The organism is Stenotrophomonas sp. SMYL86, assembly GCF_036320025.1.
In the GTDB taxonomy this organism is placed as follows: Bacteria; Pseudomonadota; Gammaproteobacteria; order Xanthomonadales; family Xanthomonadaceae; genus Stenotrophomonas; species Stenotrophomonas maltophilia_A.
Genome location: NZ_JAWIRU010000021.1, coordinates 23,063 through 39,593 on the forward strand (window position 1 = coordinate 23,063; position 16,531 = coordinate 39,593).

11 protein-coding genes are annotated in these 16,531 nt (G+C 67.3%); 3 read left to right on the plus strand and 8 right to left on the minus strand.

Annotation, left to right across the window (positions count from 1 at the left end; genetic code table 11):
- Window positions 1-99: 99 nt before the first annotated feature.
- The 4 genes from V3B64_RS18520 to V3B64_RS18535 form a co-directional block, all read right to left on the minus strand.
- The gene (locus tag V3B64_RS18520; RefSeq protein WP_125893081.1) at window positions 100-507 is read right to left on the minus strand and encodes a glycine zipper 2TM domain-containing protein; all 408 of its coding nucleotides are present in this window, start codon (window positions 505-507) and stop codon (window positions 100-102) included.
- Between the two features lie 246 nt (window positions 508-753).
- A complete protein-coding gene (locus tag V3B64_RS18525; RefSeq protein ID WP_121505043.1) occupies window positions 754-2,745 on the minus strand; it encodes an XVIPCD domain-containing protein in 1,992 nt (663 codons plus the stop codon).
- A 111-nt stretch (window positions 2,746-2,856) separates the two neighbouring features.
- On the minus strand, window positions 2,857-3,627 hold the full coding sequence (locus V3B64_RS18530) for a hypothetical protein (protein ID WP_049398613.1): 771 nt from the start codon (window positions 3,625-3,627) through the stop codon (window positions 2,857-2,859).
- A gap of 378 nt (window positions 3,628-4,005) precedes the next feature.
- A complete protein-coding gene (locus V3B64_RS18535; RefSeq protein ID WP_032130138.1) occupies window positions 4,006-4,644 on the minus strand; it encodes a response regulator transcription factor in 639 nt (212 codons plus the stop codon).
- Window positions 4,645-4,718: 74 nt separating this feature from the next.
- Between V3B64_RS18535 and V3B64_RS18540 the strand changes: the two genes are divergently transcribed.
- Window positions 4,719-8,318 (plus strand): transporter substrate-binding domain-containing protein, encoded by a 3,600-nt coding sequence (locus V3B64_RS18540; protein ID WP_107431627.1) that lies wholly within the window; start codon window positions 4,719-4,721, stop codon window positions 8,316-8,318.
- Here the strand turns inward: V3B64_RS18540 and V3B64_RS18545 are convergent.
- Both V3B64_RS18545 and V3B64_RS18550 read right to left on the minus strand, forming a co-directional pair.
- Window positions 8,312-8,713 (minus strand): c-type cytochrome, encoded by a 402-nt coding sequence (locus tag V3B64_RS18545; RefSeq protein ID WP_121505032.1) that lies wholly within the window; start codon window positions 8,711-8,713, stop codon window positions 8,312-8,314. The genes V3B64_RS18540 and V3B64_RS18545 overlap by 7 nt on opposite strands.
- Window positions 8,714-8,778: 65 nt before the next feature.
- Window positions 8,779-10,455, minus strand: a complete 1,677-nt coding sequence (locus V3B64_RS18550; protein ID WP_032130141.1) for an electron transfer flavoprotein-ubiquinone oxidoreductase — start codon at window positions 10,453-10,455, stop codon at window positions 8,779-8,781.
- A gap of 315 nt (window positions 10,456-10,770) precedes the next feature.
- Here V3B64_RS18550 and V3B64_RS18555 point away from each other — a divergent pair, with 315 nt between their 5' ends.
- Window positions 10,771-11,934: an acyl-CoA dehydrogenase family protein gene (locus V3B64_RS18555; RefSeq protein ID WP_329914672.1), complete on the plus strand. Its 1,164-nt coding sequence runs from the start codon at window positions 10,771-10,773 to the stop codon at window positions 11,932-11,934.
- Between the two features lie 186 nt (window positions 11,935-12,120).
- Here the strand turns inward: V3B64_RS18555 and V3B64_RS18560 are convergent, their stop codons facing one another.
- Both V3B64_RS18560 and V3B64_RS18565 read right to left on the minus strand, forming a co-directional pair.
- Window positions 12,121-12,600 carry a tRNA (cytidine(34)-2'-O)-methyltransferase gene (locus V3B64_RS18560; protein ID WP_005407625.1) on the minus strand — a complete coding sequence of 160 codons (480 nt, stop codon included), beginning with the start codon at window positions 12,598-12,600 and terminating at the stop codon, window positions 12,121-12,123.
- 69 nt (window positions 12,601-12,669) lie between these two features.
- The gene (locus tag V3B64_RS18565; RefSeq protein ID WP_329914673.1) at window positions 12,670-13,146 is read right to left on the minus strand and encodes a hypothetical protein; all 477 of its coding nucleotides are present in this window, start codon (window positions 13,144-13,146) and stop codon (window positions 12,670-12,672) included.
- A 415-nt stretch (window positions 13,147-13,561) separates the two neighbouring features.
- On the opposite strand from V3B64_RS18565, the gene V3B64_RS18570 reads away from it, so the two are divergent.
- Window positions 13,562-16,411 carry a pitrilysin family protein gene (locus V3B64_RS18570; protein ID WP_121505033.1) on the plus strand — a complete coding sequence of 950 codons (2,850 nt, stop codon included), beginning with the start codon at window positions 13,562-13,564 and terminating at the stop codon, window positions 16,409-16,411.
- Window positions 16,412-16,531 lie beyond the last annotated feature (120 nt).

The window sequence follows — 16,531 nt, forward strand, 5'->3', positions numbered from 1 at the left end:
ATCCAAGGCTGCGCATTCAACGCCATGCACGCGGCCAACGCAAACGGGCGGGTCATCGACCCGCCCGTCCGTGCATCGGCATGGGGGATGCCGCGCTGCTTACCAGCCGCGATGGCGGCCGCGGTCGTGGTAGTAGCGGTTGTCGTAGTAGCGCTCGCGCTGCCAGCGACGGTCGTCACCGCGGTCGTAGTAGCCGCTGCGGTAGTAGCCACGGTCGTAACGGCGATCGTAGCGGTTGTCGTAACGGCGATTGTCGTAGTAACGACGATCGCGGCGGTCGGAGGTGGTCAGGTTGCCGATCGCGCCGCCGGCCACGGCACCGCCGACAGTGGCAGCGGGATCACCGTTGGAGAGCAGGTTGCCGGCCACGCCACCGACCACGGCGCCGACCAGGGTGCGCTTGTCCTTCCTCGACATCGCGCTGGCATCGCTGACCACGGCGACACCGGCCAGCAGGGCCAGGGCCATCGCCAGACCACGGAAGCTGAGTGCGGAAGTACTGAGCATGTTCGTTCTCCTGTGAGGTGCATGCCACGCTGGGCAGGGAGGGCGCGGGGCGCCCCGGCTGCCGTGATGTCCACGCTGGCGTTCCAACATTGCCGGAACATTGCCTGGTCCACCGTGCGGCTTGCGCATTCATCTAGCGGCAGGCGGCATGAAGCAAGGCTGAAAGCGGCCCCGGCCGCTCAGCTGGCAGAAAGGGAAAGGGCCACGCGAACGTGGCCCTCCCTTCTCTCCCAAGGTGCCGCGGGCTTAGACGCCCATCGCCTTCTGGGCCTGCCGGGCCTGCTCCTGCTGGGCGTCCTGCTGCTGATGCAGCACGTTCGGCGCGCCCTGCACGGCACCGCTGCTGAGCGCCAGGCTCTGCTCGCTGGCGGCACGGGTCTCCACCGCCACGCGGCTGGCGGCCGGGTCGCCGATGGTGCCCTGCACGGCGAACAGGCGCTCACCGTTCGGGCTGGGCACCACCGAGTCGATGCGCTGCAGGCCGGCGGCATGCGCCTCCTTGGTCAAAGCCGCAGCAGCGCTTTCCAGCGTGTGGCGGTCCTTGAAGGTCCCGGCCGGCAGCAGTTCCAGACCCTTGCTGGCCTGGATGAACAACGGATTGCGCGGGTGCCGCTCGTCGTTCAGCAACGGCCGTTCGCGTGCGTCCTTGATTGCCTCCAGGGTCTTCGCCCCGACAATGCCGTCGACCACCAGGCCGTTGTCCTTCTGCAGCTGGCGCACTGCCGTGTCGGTGTTGCGGCCGAAGCGGCCATCTTCGACCAGCGGCTTGCCGTCGGCGCCGACGTAGCCCAGGTGGCCCAGCTGCTCCTGCACCTTGCGCACGCCCTCGCTGTGCGCGCCCTGCTTGTACAGTTCGGCGTGCGGCGTGGCAGCGGCCTTGTGCTCGGCCGCAGGCTTGCCCTGGGTCTGCTCGTGCGACTGGGTGCGGTTTTCCAGCAGGTCGCGCGCCTTGGACAGCGGATCGGAGGCGTACAGCTTCCAGTTCGGGTGGTCCTTCACCTGCTTGAGGTAGTCCTCGACCGGCATGGTGTGCACGCCCTTGCTGCCGGTGGACTGGCTGATCAGCAGCTTGTCGGTGTTGGGGTCGCGCACCACCATCACGATGTGGTCGATGCCGTTCCAGTGCTCATGGCGGGTCTTGGCCGTATCCAGGCCGATGATCATGCCTTCCTTCAGCGCATCGGGCTTCAGGATCGCGTCGCGGTCCAGCAGCACGCCGGACTGGTCGAACGCCTTGCGCACGATGCCACCGGAACCGAGGTTGCCCAGATCGATGCGATCAGCCTTGCTGAACACCGCGTGCCCGGCCTTCTGGTTGATCTCGTCCATGGTCCGGTTCTGCAGCGTGCCGACCCAGCCGGAACAGTCGATGTAACCCTGCTCCACGTTCTTGCCGGTCTTGCCCGGTACGTACAGCGCGTGGCCCGGAATGTTGATGGCGTACTTGACGTCGTCGTACTTCACGCCGGCCTCGTAGGCGGCCTGCAGTTCAATGCCTGGCTTCGGTGTGGCAGCTGCCGTTGCGGTTGCCGCCAGCGTGGCTGCACCCGCCGCCACGGCTGCGCTGGCCTGTGCAGGTGCTGCCGGGGTCTGGCCCTGGCCCTGCACTACCGCCTGCGGTTCGATGTTCTTTTCCGGAATGCTGATCGCTGCGTACTTGTGGATGTAATAGCTGGAGAACGTCCGCGCCAGGTCGCCGTCGTTCATCCCGCGCATCTCGGCCAAGGTGTGGCCGGTCAGCGCCTTCGCGTCGGAGCCGATCTGGTTCAGCACGTTGCGGCGCATGTTGATCTCGTCGCCGTGGCTGTTGCGGACCACACCGAAGGTGCCGGTGGCAATGGCAGTCTGCACCGAGCCGTAGCCGGCGCTGCCCTGCTGGTGGGCCAGGTACAGGTCCAGCCCGGTGGGCGTGTTGCCCCCGGACAGGTACGGGTTGCCGGTGCGCTCGTTGCGGCGCGCCATCGAGTCCAGGTTGTCCTGGTACATCTGCGCGGCCGCTTCGGTGTTGCGGGTGGGGTCGAACTCGTGGCCGGTCAGGTGGTACTGGCGCGCGGAGCCGGGCACGAACTGGAACAGGCCCTTGGCGCCGGATGAGGTGTTGTGGGCGCGCTCGTTGAAGGTGCCGCCGGTCTCGATGTGCGCGAAACGCATGAAGTCATCCACAGGGATGCCCTTCTGCCTGGCGACCTGCTCGACGATGTCCAGGACTTCCTTTCTGCTGTAGTCATGCTGTGCCATGACGTTTTCCTCGGGGTTGATGGAGCGGCGCGTGCCGCGAATCGCCAACCGGACTCATCCGTGAGTCAAGAACATGTCGGTCAACAGGGAACCCGCGCGTGGCGGGTGCTATCAGGGCGCGACGTACTGCTGGGTCGCGCTGTCGAAGGTGTAGTGCACGGCGTCGCCGGCACCCAGTGCGCGGGTCTTGCCGGGGCCTTCGATGGTGGTGCCCTTGAAGGTCACGGTCAGTCGCGGCAGGCCGTTGCCGTCGGCAGCGAAGGCCAGTTCGCCATCGCTGTCGGTGCAGGGCATCACGTTGCCGTCGTCGCAGGCGGCGCTGTTGTCCTCACCCGTGCGCACTGAACCGACATAGCGCCAGACCTTGCTGTCCACGTCGTCTTCGCTGCGCCTGGGGTTGAACAGCAGCAGCGCATAGCCGGTGCTGCTGATGCCGCGGTCGAAGCTGCTGGTCGGCACCGCCAGCAGCAGGCGACCATCGGCCGTGCGATGTTCAAGCGGCTTGCGCCGGGTATCGACATCGTCGGCCTTGTCGTACGCGCCCAGTGCGCCGATGGTCCATTCCTGGCCACGGAACTTCCATGGCTTCCTGGCGTCGGTGCCGGCCAGCACGAAGGTGGCCTCGGCAAGGTTGGCGCGGTCATCCGGACCGGCCGGCGTCTGCTCGCCCGGCTTGCCGTAGTGCTCGCGGGTATCCCAGGAGAAACCCGTGTAGTACGTGGTGCCATCGAGAGTGAAGGTGTGGCCGAACCAGAAGGTCGCCACGCTGCCGTTCTGGACCTCATAGGAGGTCGCGCCATCGCCGTCCACCTGGTAGGTGAAATACATCACGGTCGGCGCGTCGGGCGGGGTGGCGGCGGCATCGGGGGTGGGGGTCTGCATCGGGGCAACATCCTGTCGGGGCGCATTGGCAGCCTGCGCAGGGGCGCCGGGCTGGGAGGACGAGGGGGCCGGATCGGCGGCGCTGCAGGCGGCAGCGGAAAGAGAGACGAGCAGGCACGCCGCGAATACGCGCAGAGGCCGCAACGGCAGGGTCCAACATAGCTTGGGGGGATGATGCATGCGCCTCTCCATGGTCAGCGTTGCCGGGCCAGACGGCCGGCAGGAAACCGCGCCACGTCCACCAGGAACGGGAGCGAGGACATGAGCCGGTCGATTCCTTCGACCTCGCATTGAGAACTCATGCCGGACCATCTTGGCACAGATCGGCGGCCGGTCAAAGAGGGCGGTGGCAGCTGCCCTTCTTGTGTGATCTGGCTCTCAGATCTTGCCGTCGCGCAGGTAATCGAACAGCTCGGCGTCGCCCTTGAGGCCCAGTTTGAGCATGGCGTCACCCTTCTGCCGGCTGATGGTACTGACGCTCTTGTGCAGCTGCAGCGAGATTTCCTTCACGGTCATGCCGGTGCCCAGCAGCCGCAGCACCTCCACCTCGCGTGGCGACAGGGGCTTGCCGTCGCCCTCGCGCATGCGCCAGCTGCCAGCGGCCTCGACCCGCTCGCGCAGGCTGCGGCTGATGTAGGGCTGGCCCCGGTAGACCGCCTGGATGGCCTGTGGCAGTTCGTCCATCGACGAACTCTTGTCGACCAGGCCGAGCACGCCGCTGTCGAGCACCATGCGCAGGATCGCCAGGTTGTTGGAGACACTGAGCATCAGCACCGGCAGGTCGGGATGACGGCGGCGGATCATGCCGATCATGGCGAAGCCGTCGGCCTGGGGACTGCCCGGCATGGAGTAGTCGGTTACCAGCAGGTCACAGGGCTGGCTGCCGAGCAGGGCCATCAGCGCCTGCGCGCTGTCGGCTTCGCCGACCACGCGGCCCACCCCGCTCGATTCGATGACGGCACGGGTACCGATACGGACCACCGGGTGGTCGTCTGCGATGATGATGCGCAAGCTCATGCTCTAGTATGGCCACCGGGCACGCCGGACCGCGACCATCGCGGTTCCTGGCAGATTCTAGGAGATCAACGCCGATGCGTAGCTGGGCTGTTCGCGGGCTGGTCCTGCTGCTGGCCGTGCTGGTGCTGCCTGCGGCGCTGGCACAGGCGGTGCCTGGGCTGTTGCCGCTCAGCCCGCTGCAGCGCGAGTACCTTGCCGCGCATCCGAGCATCGTCGTGGGCCAGTATGACAGTGGCTGGCCGCCGTTCGAGTCCCTCCGTGATGGCCAGCAGGTCGGCCTGGGCCCGGATTATCTGTCGCTTCTCGCCCGTCAGCTGGGCGTGAAGGTGGAGGCACGGCGCTATCCCGACTGGACATCCGTGCTGGATGCGGCATGTCGTGGCGAGATCGATGTAGTGATGAATGTCGGTCTCAGTGCCGACCGCACCCGCTGCATGGTCTATACCGCCGCCTATGGCGAGGCACCGCTGGCCCTGGTGGGACGCCCGGATGACCTGCGTGCCTCCGACATCCCCGACCTGGATGGACTGCGGGTGGTGATCGAGCAGGACTTCCTGACCGGCCCGCAGGTGCGGGCGCGCTTTCCCCGGGCACGACAGCTTGTCGCAAACAGCTCGTTGGCGGCGTTGGAGATGGTCAGAGACGACAAGGCCGACGTTTACATCGGCAATGCCTACGTGGCCACCGAACTGATCGCACGCGAGGACCTGCAGGGGGTCGTGCTGCTGCGCCCCAGCGATCTGCCGCCCGAACGGCTGCACTTCGGTGTTCCCAACAGCAAGCAGCCGTTGGCCGAAGCATTGGACCTGGCACTGGCTGCGACCAGCCAGGCCCAGCGCGATGCCCTGGTGCAGCGCTGGCTGCCACCTCCGCAGTGGTCGGCATCGGCACAGCTGGCGTTGAGCCAGGCCGAGAAACGGGTATTGGAGCAGCCGTTGAAGATCGGCTTCGCGCCGAACGCGGCGCCGCTGTCGTTCGCGGACCAGGATGGCAACCCCAGTGGCCTGGCCAGCGAATACCTGCGGCGCCTGCTGCAGGCTGGCGCCAACCTGCAGGTGGAAAACAGCCATGACTGGTACGAGGTGCGCGAGAAGGCACGCCGCGGCGAGCTGCAGGCGGTGATGGGCATTCCTGCCGATTCTCGCTACCTGGGCCCGGACTGGGTGTTCAGCCAGCCCTTCATCAGCGTGCCGAACGTGATCGTCAGCCGGCGTGACAGCCCGGCGTTGCTGGGCCTGTCCGACCTGCAGGGCAAGCGGGTGCTGCTGTCCGATCCGGAACGTGTGCGTGGCTATGTGCTGCAGCAGGCGCCGCAGGCGCGGATCATCGCGGCACGCAGCGCGGAACAGGCCCTGCAGCGCCTGATCAATGGCGACGCCGATGCCTACGTAGGCAACCTGGCACTGGTTGACCATCTGCTGCGCAACCGCTTCCCGGGGCGCCTGCAGGTGGCGGCACCGGCAGGTTTCAACGATCAGCTGGTGCTGGCGGTTGAGCGCCGCCATGCCGCCCTGGCCACCACCTTCGACCGCCTGCTGCTGCAGATGACGCCGCGCAAGCGCGAGGCCCTGCGCGGGGACTGGCTGGCCGTCGAGTACCGCAACGGCCTGGACTGGAACAGCGCGATGCGCTGGGGCGTGCCGCTGCTGCTGGTGCTGCTCACCGCGCTGCTGGTGCACGCCATCGGGCATTGGCGGCTGCGCCGCGAGGTGGCCGGACGGCGTCACCTGGAACAGCGCCTGGCCGAAGTCACCGACAACCTGCCTGCCGTGGTCTATCAGGCTCGCCGCGCGGCAGACGGAACCCTCAGCTTCCCGTTCATTGCCGGTGACCTGCAGGCGTTGTTCGGGATCAGCCGGCAGCAGGCCGAACAGGATGCAATGTGCCTGCTGGAGCGCATCGAGGAAGACGACCGCGAGCACATCCTGCATGCGGTCGAGCAGGCGGCGCGCCAGTTCGCACCGCTTGTTCTCGAGTTCCGGCTGCGACCTGAAGGCACCGGCGCGCGCTGGGTGCGCAGCCAGGCCCATCCCTATGCGGCGGAAGCGGGCGTGGTCACCTGGAGTGGATACTGGGTGGATGTCAGCGAGGCGCGTGCACAGGCCGAGGCCCTGACTGCGGCCAAGGCCGACGCCGAACAGGCGGCGGAGGCGAAGTCGCGTTTCCTGGCGACCATGAGCCATGAAATCCGAACGCCGATGAGTGGCGTGCTGGGCATGCTGGAAGTGCTGGCGCATTCGCCGCTGGATGCCGAGCAGCAGCGCATCCTCGGGGTGATCGAGGATTCGGCGCAGATGCTGCGGCAGATCCTCGACGATATTCTTGACTACTCGCGGCTGGAGGCCGGCGCACTGCGCCTGGAACCGGTGCCGCAGCCGCTGCGGCCATTGCTGGAAAGCGTGTGCCGGTTGTTGTCGGCGCAGGCCAGTGCACGTGGGCTGGACCTGCACGTGCAGATCGACCCGCAGCTGGCGGCCGCGCACGAAGTGGATGGCGTGCGCCTGCGCCAGATCGTGTTCAACCTGCTCAGCAACGCCATCAAGTTCACCGTGCGCGGCGAAGTGCGGCTGCAGCTGGACGTGCTCGGGCCGACCGCCGAAGACGGCAGCCAGCCGCTGTGCCTGAGCGTCACCGACACCGGTATCGGCATCGCGCCGGAACAGCTGCAGCACCTGTTTGCGCCGTTCACCCAGGCCGGTGCCTACATCCAGCGCGACCATGGGGGTACCGGCCTGGGCCTGAGCATCTGCCAGCGCCTGGTGCAGATGATGGACGGCGAGCTGGAGCTGCACAGCACGCTGGGCGAAGGGACCCGCGCCGAGGTGCGGCTGTCGCTGGTGGAAGCCGGCAGCGGTGATGTGGAAGCGCTGGTCGCCGAGCAGGAACAGGCCTCGCTGCTGCCGCCGGCGCTGCGCCAGGCGCGGGTGCTGGTGATCGAAGACCACCCGACCAACCAGGCGATGATGGCCTGGCGACTGCAGCAGCTGGGGGTGCCGCATGTGATGGTCGGTGACGGCCAGCAGGGCTTGGATCGGCTGTCGTCGGAGAGTTTCGATCTGGTGATCACCGACTGCCGGATGCCGGTGCTCGATGGCTTCGGTTTCACCCGCCTGCTGCGCGAACGCGAGGGCCGCAACGGCCAGCCGCGGCTGACCGTGCTGGCGCTGACCGCCAGTGTGCTGGATGACGATGCACGGCGCTGCCGCGAGGCCGGCATGGACGAAGTGCTGGCCAAGCCGCTGTCACTGGCCACGCTGCGCACCGCACTGCTGCGCTGGTTGCCGCAGGCGCAGGGACAGTCGTTCGAGGAGCCGCAGGCCGAGTCCGCCGCCGACGATGCTGGGACGCTGCCCGATCTGGACAGCCTGCAGCGGCGCTTCGGCTCGCGTGCGGTGGCCGAGCAGCTGCGCGACAGCCTGTTGCAGGCCAGCGAGGGCGATCTTGCCGCCGTGCAGCGCGCGCTGCAGGCTGGAGATCGCGAGGCGGCCGCACTGCACCTGCATCGTCAGGCCGGTGGGTTGGGCGCGGTGGGAGCGACAGTGCTGGCCGGGCAGGCCAATGCGTTGGTGGAGCGTCTGCAGGATGCGGCGGAAACCGATGTGGCGCCGTTGTTCGCGGCGGTGGCGGAATTTGTGGCACGGCTGCAGCGACAGCTGCAGCGCCTGGCTCACTGAGCCGACTGCTGCAGCAGGTAGGCGATCACCAGTGTGCGGCGTTCGGCGCTGGGGAAGGCGTTGTACATGCGCGTGCCGGGTACCACGTGGGTGGGCGACTGCAGGAACGCATCCAGGGTCTGCGCGGTCCAGGTGATATCGGCGCGGCGCATGCCGTCGGAATAGCCATAGTCCGGCAGGCTGCCAGCGCGGCGGCCGATCACGCCGTGCAGATTGGGTCCGAAGCGGTGGATGCCACCAGGTTGCACGGTGTGGCAGCCGGCGCACAGCTCGAACGCGCGCTGCATGGCCTGCTGCTGCGCCTGTTCCGGCGTGGCCGGTGCCGCAGGCGGGCGCTGGCAGGCCGTGGCCGCCAGGGTCAAAGCAATGGTGATGAGCAGGCGGAAAGCACGCATGGGCGGGCAGGATAGCGACGCAGCGGGGCAGGTGGGCTGCGACACGCGGTCGCAGCCCGGAGCAATCACATGCCCGAATAGTTCGGGCCGCCACCGCCCTGCGGGGTCACCCAGACGATGTTCTGGGTCGGGTCCTTGATGTCGCAGGTCTTGCAGTGCACGCAGTTCTGCGCGTTGATCTGCAGGCGCGCGTTATCGGCTTCACCGACGAACTCGTACACGCCCGCCGGGCAGTAGCGGGCTTCCGGGCCGGCGTACTCGGCCAGGTTCACCTTCACCGGAATGCTGGGGTCCTTCAGCGTCAGGTGGCTGGGCTGGTTCTCGTCGTGGTTGGTGCTGCTGAGGAACACCGAGCTGAGACGGTCGAAGGTCAGCACGCCATCCGGCTTCGGGTAGGCGATGCGGGTGTGCTTGGCCGCCGGCTCCAGGCAGACGTGATCCGGCTGCGTGCGGTGCAGGGTCCACGGCGGATTGCGCACGCCCAGCTTTGGCAGCAGCCACTGCTCCACGCCGGTCATCAGCGTGGCCACGGTCTGGCCCTTCTTGAACCACTGCTTGAAGTTCTTGGCCTGCTGCAGTTCGGTGAACAGCCAGCTGGCTTCGAACGCCTTCGGGTAGGCGCTCAGTTCATCGTGCTGGCGGTCGGCGGCCAGCGCGTCGAACGCGGCATCGGCGCACAGCATGCCGGTCTTGATCGCGGCATGGCTGCCCTTGATGCGGCTGGCGTTGAGGTAGCCGGCCTCGCAGCCGACCAGCGCGCCACCGGGGAACACGGTCTTGGGCAGCGACAGCAGGCCACCGGCGGTGATCGCACGCGCGCCGTAACCGATGCGGGTGCCACCCTCCAGGTGCTTGCGGATGGACGGATGGGTCTTGAAGCGCTGGAATTCCTCGAACGGGCTCAGCCACGGGTTCCTGTAGTCCAGGCCAACCACATAACCGATGGCGACCTTGCCGCCGTCGGCGTGGTACAGGAACGCACCACCGTAGGTGTCGCTGTCCAGCGGCCAGCCGGCGGCGTGCACCACCAGGCCCGGCTCATGCTTGGCCGGGTCGATCTGCCACAGTTCCTTGATGCCGATGCCGTAGGCCTGCGGGTCCTTGCCTTCGTCCAGCTTGTAGCGCGCGATCAGCTGGCGGCCGAGGTGGCCGCGTGCGCCTTCGGCGAAGATCGTGTACTTGGCCTGCAGCGCCATGCCGCGTTCGAAGGCCGGACCGATGCTGCCGTCCTTCTCGATGCCCATGTCGCCGGTGGCCACGCCGATCACTTCACCATTGTCGCCGTACAGCACCTCGGCTGCGGCGAAGCCGGGGAAGATCGCCACTTCCAGCGCTTCGGCCTGCTGCGCCAGCCAGCGGGTCACTTCACCCAGGCTGATGATGTAGTTGCCTTCGTTGTGGAAGCACTCCGGCAGCAGCGCATTGGGCGTGCTGCGTGCGCCGGTTTCGCTGAGGAACAGGAATTCGTCGCGGGTGACCTTCTGCTTCAGCGGTGCGCCGCGCTCGGCCCAGTCCGGGAACAGTTCGGTCAGTGCGCGCGGATCCATCACGGCGCCGGACAGGACGTGCGCGCCCGGTTCGGAGCCCTTCTCCAGCACGCACACCGACAGTTCGCGGCCGGCTTCGATCGCGCGCTGGCGCAGGCGGATCGCGGTGGCCAGGCCGGCGGGGCCGGCGCCGACGATCACCACGTCGAACTCCATTACTTCACGCGGGGGCAGGGCGTTGGCTTCAGCGCTCATCGATTGCATGACTCGTGGGTAGGGCCGGCATCGGGGCCACCGGCGGTGCCTGGGAATCGCGCGTGCAGCCACGAGCGAAACGGTTGTTTGAATGTGTCAGGGTACCGGGCCGCGCGTGATCGAGCTAGATCGACGATGTTCACGTCATGATTGCTGCGGTGCAGCGTAATGCACGTGGCCGGGTAGGTGCCAACCTTGGTTGGCACATTGTTTCACCGCCCGGACCCGCTTCCGTGTGGACCAAGGTCCACACCTGCCAGACGCGATGCTTGCGGATGACCGACAATGGCCGGGTCCTGACTGCGCGTGAGTGCCATGGCTTTGCATCCGTACGATCTGTTCGATGTCCGTTCCCTGCTCAACGAGGAAGAGCGCGCGGTGCAGGAGAGCGTCGCCCGCTTCACCAACGAGCGCGTGCTGCCGATCATCGGCGATGCCTTCGACCAGGCCCGCTTCCCTTCAGAGCTGGTGCCGGAGATCGCCGCGCTGGGCCTGCTCGGTGCCACCCTGCCGGCCGAATACGGCGGTGGTGGCCTCGGCGCGGTCAGCTATGGCCTGATCTGCCAGGAGCTGGAGCGCGGCGATTCGGGCCTGCGCAGCTTCGTCTCGGTGCAGAGCTCGCTGTGCATGTACCCGATCTATGCCTACGGCAGCGAGGAACAGCGCCAGCAGTGGCTGCCGGCGATGGCGCGCGGTGAGCTGATCGGCTGCTTCGGCCTGACCGAGGCACACGGCGGTTCCGATCCGGCCAGCATGAAGACCCGCGCGGTGCGTGACGGCAGCGACTGGCGCATCAGCGGCAGCAAGATGTGGATCACCAGCGGCCCGGTGGCCGATCTGGCCATCGTCTGGGCGCAGACCGAAGACGGCATCCAGGGCTTCGTGCTGGAAAAGGGCATGGCCGGCTTCACCACGCAGGAGATCAAGCACAAGATGAGCCTGCGCGCATCGCTGACCGGCGCGCTGTTCTTCGACGACGTGCGCGTGCCCGACAGCCACCGCCTGCCGAACGTGAAGGGCCTGAAGGGCCCGCTGGGTTGCCTGACCCAGGCCCGCTACGGCATCAGCTGGGGCCCGATCGGCGCTGCCATTGCCTGCCTGGATGAAGCGCTGGGCTATGCCAAGGAACGCGTGCTGTTCGGTCGCCCGCTGGCGGCCACGCAGAGCGCGCAGATCAAGCTGGCCGAAATGGCCCGCCGCATCACCACCGCGCAGCTGCTGGCGCTGCAGCTGGGCCGCCTGAAGGAGGCCGGCCAGCTGCAGCCGCAGCAGGTCAGCCTTGCCAAGTGGAACAACTGCCGGATGGCCATCGACATCGCCCGCGAGTGTCGAGACCTGCTGGGCGGGGCCGGTATCACCACCGAGCATGTGGCGATCCGGCATGCACTGAACCTGGAATCGGTGATCACCTATGAAGGCACCGAGACCGTGCACCAGCTGGTGATCGGCCGCGAACTGACCGGCATCAACGCGTTCTAGGCGGTGCGGGGAACACCATCCACGCATGGCGTGGATCAACTGCACATGGCACCTGCCACGGCCACCTGGGATGTGCTTTGGTAGGTGCCAACCCTGGTTGGCACATTCCTTCAGCGCGCGACCGGGCATCGGTGCGGACCAAGGTCCGCACCCACCAGAAGCAGGTCCACACTCACCTGAGGCGGTTTACGCACCGCCAGCAAACCCGTGCTGCCGCCACGCTTCGTACATCACCACCGCAACGGTGTTGGAAAGATTGAGGCTGCGGTTGTCCGGCCGCATCGGCAGGCGCAGGCGGCGGCCATCGGGCAAGGCATCGAGCACGTCCTGCGGCAGGCCGCGGCTTTCCGGGCCGAACAGGAACGCATCACCATCTTCAAAGGCCACGCTGTCGTAGCGCACGCTGGCACGCGTACTCAGGGCAAACAAGCGCTTCGGTGCGATCCGCGCCAGCGCGGTGTCCAAGTCGGGGTGCACCTGCAGGCGCGAGTATTCGTGGTAGTCCAGGCCGGCGCGCTTGAGCTGCTTGTCTTCCAGTGCGAAGCCGAGCGGCTCGACCAGGTGCAGCTGCGCGCCGGTGTTGGCGCAGAGCCGGATCACATTGCCCGTGTTGGGCGGGATTTCCGGTTGGAACAGGATCACATGGAACTGGGGCGCGGCATTCATCGGCGCAGTGTACCTGCGATGACCGCCGCCTTTACGGCGCACGCCCTGCGCTGGGCAGGGCGGCACCGGTTACGGGCGCAGCAGGCCCTGGGCGGTTTCGGTGGCCAGGGCCTGCAGGTCGGCGGCGCTCGGGCGCACCTGCAGGGCCGGCAGGTTGACGATGACCGAGTTGGCGACGTTGGTGGCGGCAGCAGCCAGGGTGGCGGCGTAGCGCTGGGCTTCCATTTCGGCGGCCAGGGCGACGCGCTGTTCCAGGCTCGGGCGCACTTCCACCGAGGCCAGGGTGGTGATCGGCATCGCGGCAGCAACGGGGGCGGCAACGTAGCCGTTGCGCTCGGCCAGCTGGTCGGCGCTCGGGCGCACTTCCACGGTGGCCAGGGTCGGGATGCCGCTGGCCTGTTCCCAGGCCTGCTGGGCCAGCTGGTCGGCGGCCGGGCGGACCTGCACGGTGGCCAGGGTCTGGATGGATTCGGAGGCCTGCACCGACGAAACAACCGCGGTGCCGGCGATCAGGGCGATGGCGATGGCAATGGTCTTGGCGTTCATGACGGGGCCTGTTTAGTGTTGGTGATCAGTGGTGTGGTAGTAAGGTAGTACACCAATTCTGGGCTTGCAAGGAAAATTTTCGGTTTCCTGCATTTGTTCAGTCTTCAGTCAGCTTTCATCTGAAGCCCTTCCTGGCGCAGGAAGTACCAAGCAATCCCCGTGCCAACTTTTAGTTGTTGATTTGCAAGAGTTTTTGTTTGGTCGAGAAGTGTCCGGTAGGCGGACACCTGTCCATTCGATGTGCTGCGGACACTGTCCGGACGGTCCTGGCGGGCGCTTGTGACCGGTCAGGCAGCGCAGATCGGCGCTGCGGATGGGGCACAGGGGCAAACACCCCCAGTGACTGCTGGCCGATTCCTGCCGCTGCGTGCGCAGGCTAGGATCGGGGTTCACCTATGTGACCAAGGATCCGGATATGTCTCTCGCCCTTCGCCCGCGCGCTGCACTGCTGGCCGTCGCCCTCAGCACCGCCCTGGGCACGCTTGTGCCTTCCCATGCGCTGGCGGCCAAGCCGACCGCACCGGCCAAGGTCGATATCCCGTATGAGCAGTTCACCCTGCCCAACGGCCTGCGCGTGATCGTGCATACCGATCGCAAGGCGCCGATCGTCGCCGTCAACGTCTGGTACCACGTGGGCAGCAAGGACGAACCGGCCGGCCGTACCGGCTTCGCGCACCTGTTCGAACACCTGATGTTCCAGGGCAGCGAAAACCACGACGGCGAATTCTTCGAACCGTTCAAGCAGGTCGGTGCCACCAACCAGAACGGCACCACCAATACCGACCGCACCAACTACTTCGAGAACGTGCCCACCACCGCGCTGGACATGGCGCTGTGGATGGAGTCGGACCGCATGGGCCATCTGGTCGGTGCGATCGACCAGGCGGCGCTGGACGAGCAGCGTGGCGTGGTGCAGAACGAGAAGCGCCAGGGCGAGAACCAGCCCTACGGTCAGGCCTGGGACCAGCTCAACAAGGCGCTGTACCCGGTAGGCCACCCGTATCACCACGGCGTGATCGGTTCGATGAACGATCTGAACGCGGCGTCGCTGGATGACGTGAAGACCTGGTTCCGCACCTGGTACGGCCCGAACAACGCGGTGCTGGTGCTGGCCGGCGACATCGACCTGGCCACTGCCAAGGAAAAGGTCGGCAAGTACTTCGGCAGCATCCCGGCCGGCCCGACCATGGCGCAGCCGGCAGTGAACGTGGCCAAGCGCAACGCCGACACGCGCGAGACGATGACCGACAAGGTGCCGCAGGCGCGCATCTACCGCGCCTGGAACGTGCCGCAGGTCGGCACCACCGATGTCGATCAGCTGCAGCTGTTCGCGCAGGTCCTGGGCGGTGCCAAGTCCTCGCGCCTGAGCCAGCGCCTGCAGCACCAGGACAAACTGGTGGACAGCATCGCCTCGGGCCTTTCGACCTCGCAGCTGGGTTCGAACTTCGTGATCATGGCGACGGTCAAGCAGGGCCAGGACCCGGCCAAGGTCGAGAAGATCATCGACGAGGAACTGGACCGCCTGATCAAGCAGGGCCCCACCGCGGCCGAGCTGGAGCGCGCCAAGACCGGTGCCCGCGCCGGCTTCATCCGCGGCATCGAGCGCATCGGCGGCTTCGGCGGCAAGGCCGACGCACTGGCCGAGTGCGCGGTGTTCACCGGCGACCCGGGCTGCTTCCGCACCTCGCTGGCCAACATCGAGAAGGCCAGTGCTGCTGATCTGAGCCGGCTGGGCGCGCAGTGGCTGGACAAGGGCAGCCACACCCTGGTGATCGCACCGGGTGAGCGTGTGGCGCTGAAGGAAGACCCGAGCCAGGCGCCGAAGCCGTTCAACGTTCCTGCGGTGGACCCCAAGTACAGCACCCTGCCGGAGCAGGTCGACCGCAAGGCCGGCGTGCCGCAGACCCGCGAGTTCCCCCAGTTGAAGTTCCCGGCGCTGCAGCGCGCCACGCTGAAGAACGGCACCCAGGTGATCCTGGCCGAACGCCATGAGATTCCGGTGGTGCAGTTCAGCTACCAGTTCCCGGGCGGCTTCAGCGCCGACCAGGGCCGCAAGCCGGGCACCGCCAACTTCACCATGAGCCTGATGACCGAAGGCGCCGGCAAGCTCGGCTCGCTGGCCTTCGCCGATGCTGCCGATGCGCTGGGCGCCAGCCTGGATGCCTCGGCCGGCCTGGACTCGATGAGCGTGGACCTGTCGGCACTGAAGGAAAACCTGGCACCGTCGCTGGCGCTGTACCGCGACCTGCTGCGCGAGCCGCGCTTCGAGCAGGGCGAGATCGACCGGGTCAAGGCGACCTGGATCGCCGGCATCCAGCAGGAGAAGGTCAACCCGGGTGCGGTGGCGATGCGCGTGCTGCCGCCACTGCTGTATGGCAAGGGCCACCCGTATGCCATTCCGTTCACTGGCAGTGGTGATGAGGCGGCGATCAGCGGCCTGACCCGCGAAGATCTGGTTGATTTCCACCACGACTGGCTGCGCCCGCAGAACGGCACCCTGATCGTGGTCGGTGATACCACGCTGGCGGAAATCGTGCCGCTGCTGGACAAGCAGCTGGGCGACTGGAAGGCTGCCGGCGATGCTCCGCAGGTGAAGGCGGCGACCGACGTCGCATTGCCGAAGGGCCCGCGTGTGTTCCTGATCGACCAGCCGGGCGCGGTGCAGGCCAACCTGTTCGCCGGCCAGGTGGTCGCGCCGTCCAGCGCCACCAGCTCGACCCGCTTCGATATTGCCAACGGCGTGATCGGTGGCGACTTCACCTCGCGCCTGAACATGAACCTGCGTGAGGACAAACACTGGTCGTACGGTGCGCGCAGCAGCGCGATCAATTCGGTGGGCCAGCGCCCGTGGATGGCCAGCGCGCCGGTGCAGATCGACAAGACCGGCCCGGCGATGGCGGAAATGCGCAAGGAAATCGCCGCGTTCGCCGACGGCAGCAAGCCGGCCACCGCCGCCGAGGTCAACCGCATCCGCAACATCCAGACCCTGAGCCTGCCCGGTGCCTACGAGACCGCCAGCGCGGTGGCGTCGACCATCGGTTCGATCGTGCAGTTCAAGCGCCCGGATGACTACGTGCTGCGCCGCAAGGCCGAGATCGAGGCGATGACCCCGGCACAGGTGCAGCAGGCCGCCGCCGAGATCAAGCCGCAGGCGCTGACCTGGGTGGTGGTGGGTGACCTCAAGCAGACCGAAGCGGCCGTGCGCGCGCTGAACCTGGGCGAGGTGACGGTGATCGATGCCGAAGGCAATCCGGTCAAGAAGTAAGGCACTACCCGGCCCGCCATGGGGCGGGCCGGCTCCTCCGGTAGTGGCGGCCGCGGGGCCGCCCCCCCCCCCGGGGGGTGGGGGGCGCGGGGCGGGCAAGACCGGGGCGCACAGGCGGGG

Coding starts and splice junctions, on each gene's coding strand:
- V3B64_RS18555 (WP_329914672.1), top strand. CDS start 10,771: ATGGCTTTGCATCCGTACGATCTGTTCGATGTCCGTTCCCTGCTCAAC.
- V3B64_RS18570 (WP_121505033.1), top strand. CDS start 13,562: ATGTCTCTCGCCCTTCGCCCGCGCGCTGCACTGCTGGCCGTCGCCCTC.
- V3B64_RS18525 (WP_121505043.1), bottom strand. CDS start 2,745: ATGGCACAGCATGACTACAGCAGAAAGGAAGTCCTGGACATCGTCGAG.
- V3B64_RS18535 (WP_032130138.1), bottom strand. CDS start 4,644: ATGAGCTTGCGCATCATCATCGCAGACGACCACCCGGTGGTCCGTATC.
- V3B64_RS18520 (WP_125893081.1), bottom strand. CDS start 507: ATGCTCAGTACTTCCGCACTCAGCTTCCGTGGTCTGGCGATGGCCCTG.
- V3B64_RS18565 (WP_329914673.1), bottom strand. CDS start 13,146: ATGAACGCCAAGACCATTGCCATCGCCATCGCCCTGATCGCCGGCACC.
- V3B64_RS18530 (WP_049398613.1), bottom strand. CDS start 3,627: ATGCAGACCCCCACCCCCGATGCCGCCGCCACCCCGCCCGACGCGCCG.
- V3B64_RS18545 (WP_121505032.1), bottom strand. CDS start 8,713: ATGCGTGCTTTCCGCCTGCTCATCACCATTGCTTTGACCCTGGCGGCC.
- V3B64_RS18560 (WP_005407625.1), bottom strand. CDS start 12,600: ATGAATGCCGCGCCCCAGTTCCATGTGATCCTGTTCCAACCGGAAATC.
- V3B64_RS18550 (WP_032130141.1), bottom strand. CDS start 10,455: ATGAGCGCTGAAGCCAACGCCCTGCCCCCGCGTGAAGTAATGGAGTTC.
- V3B64_RS18540 (WP_107431627.1), top strand. CDS start 4,719: ATGCGTAGCTGGGCTGTTCGCGGGCTGGTCCTGCTGCTGGCCGTGCTG.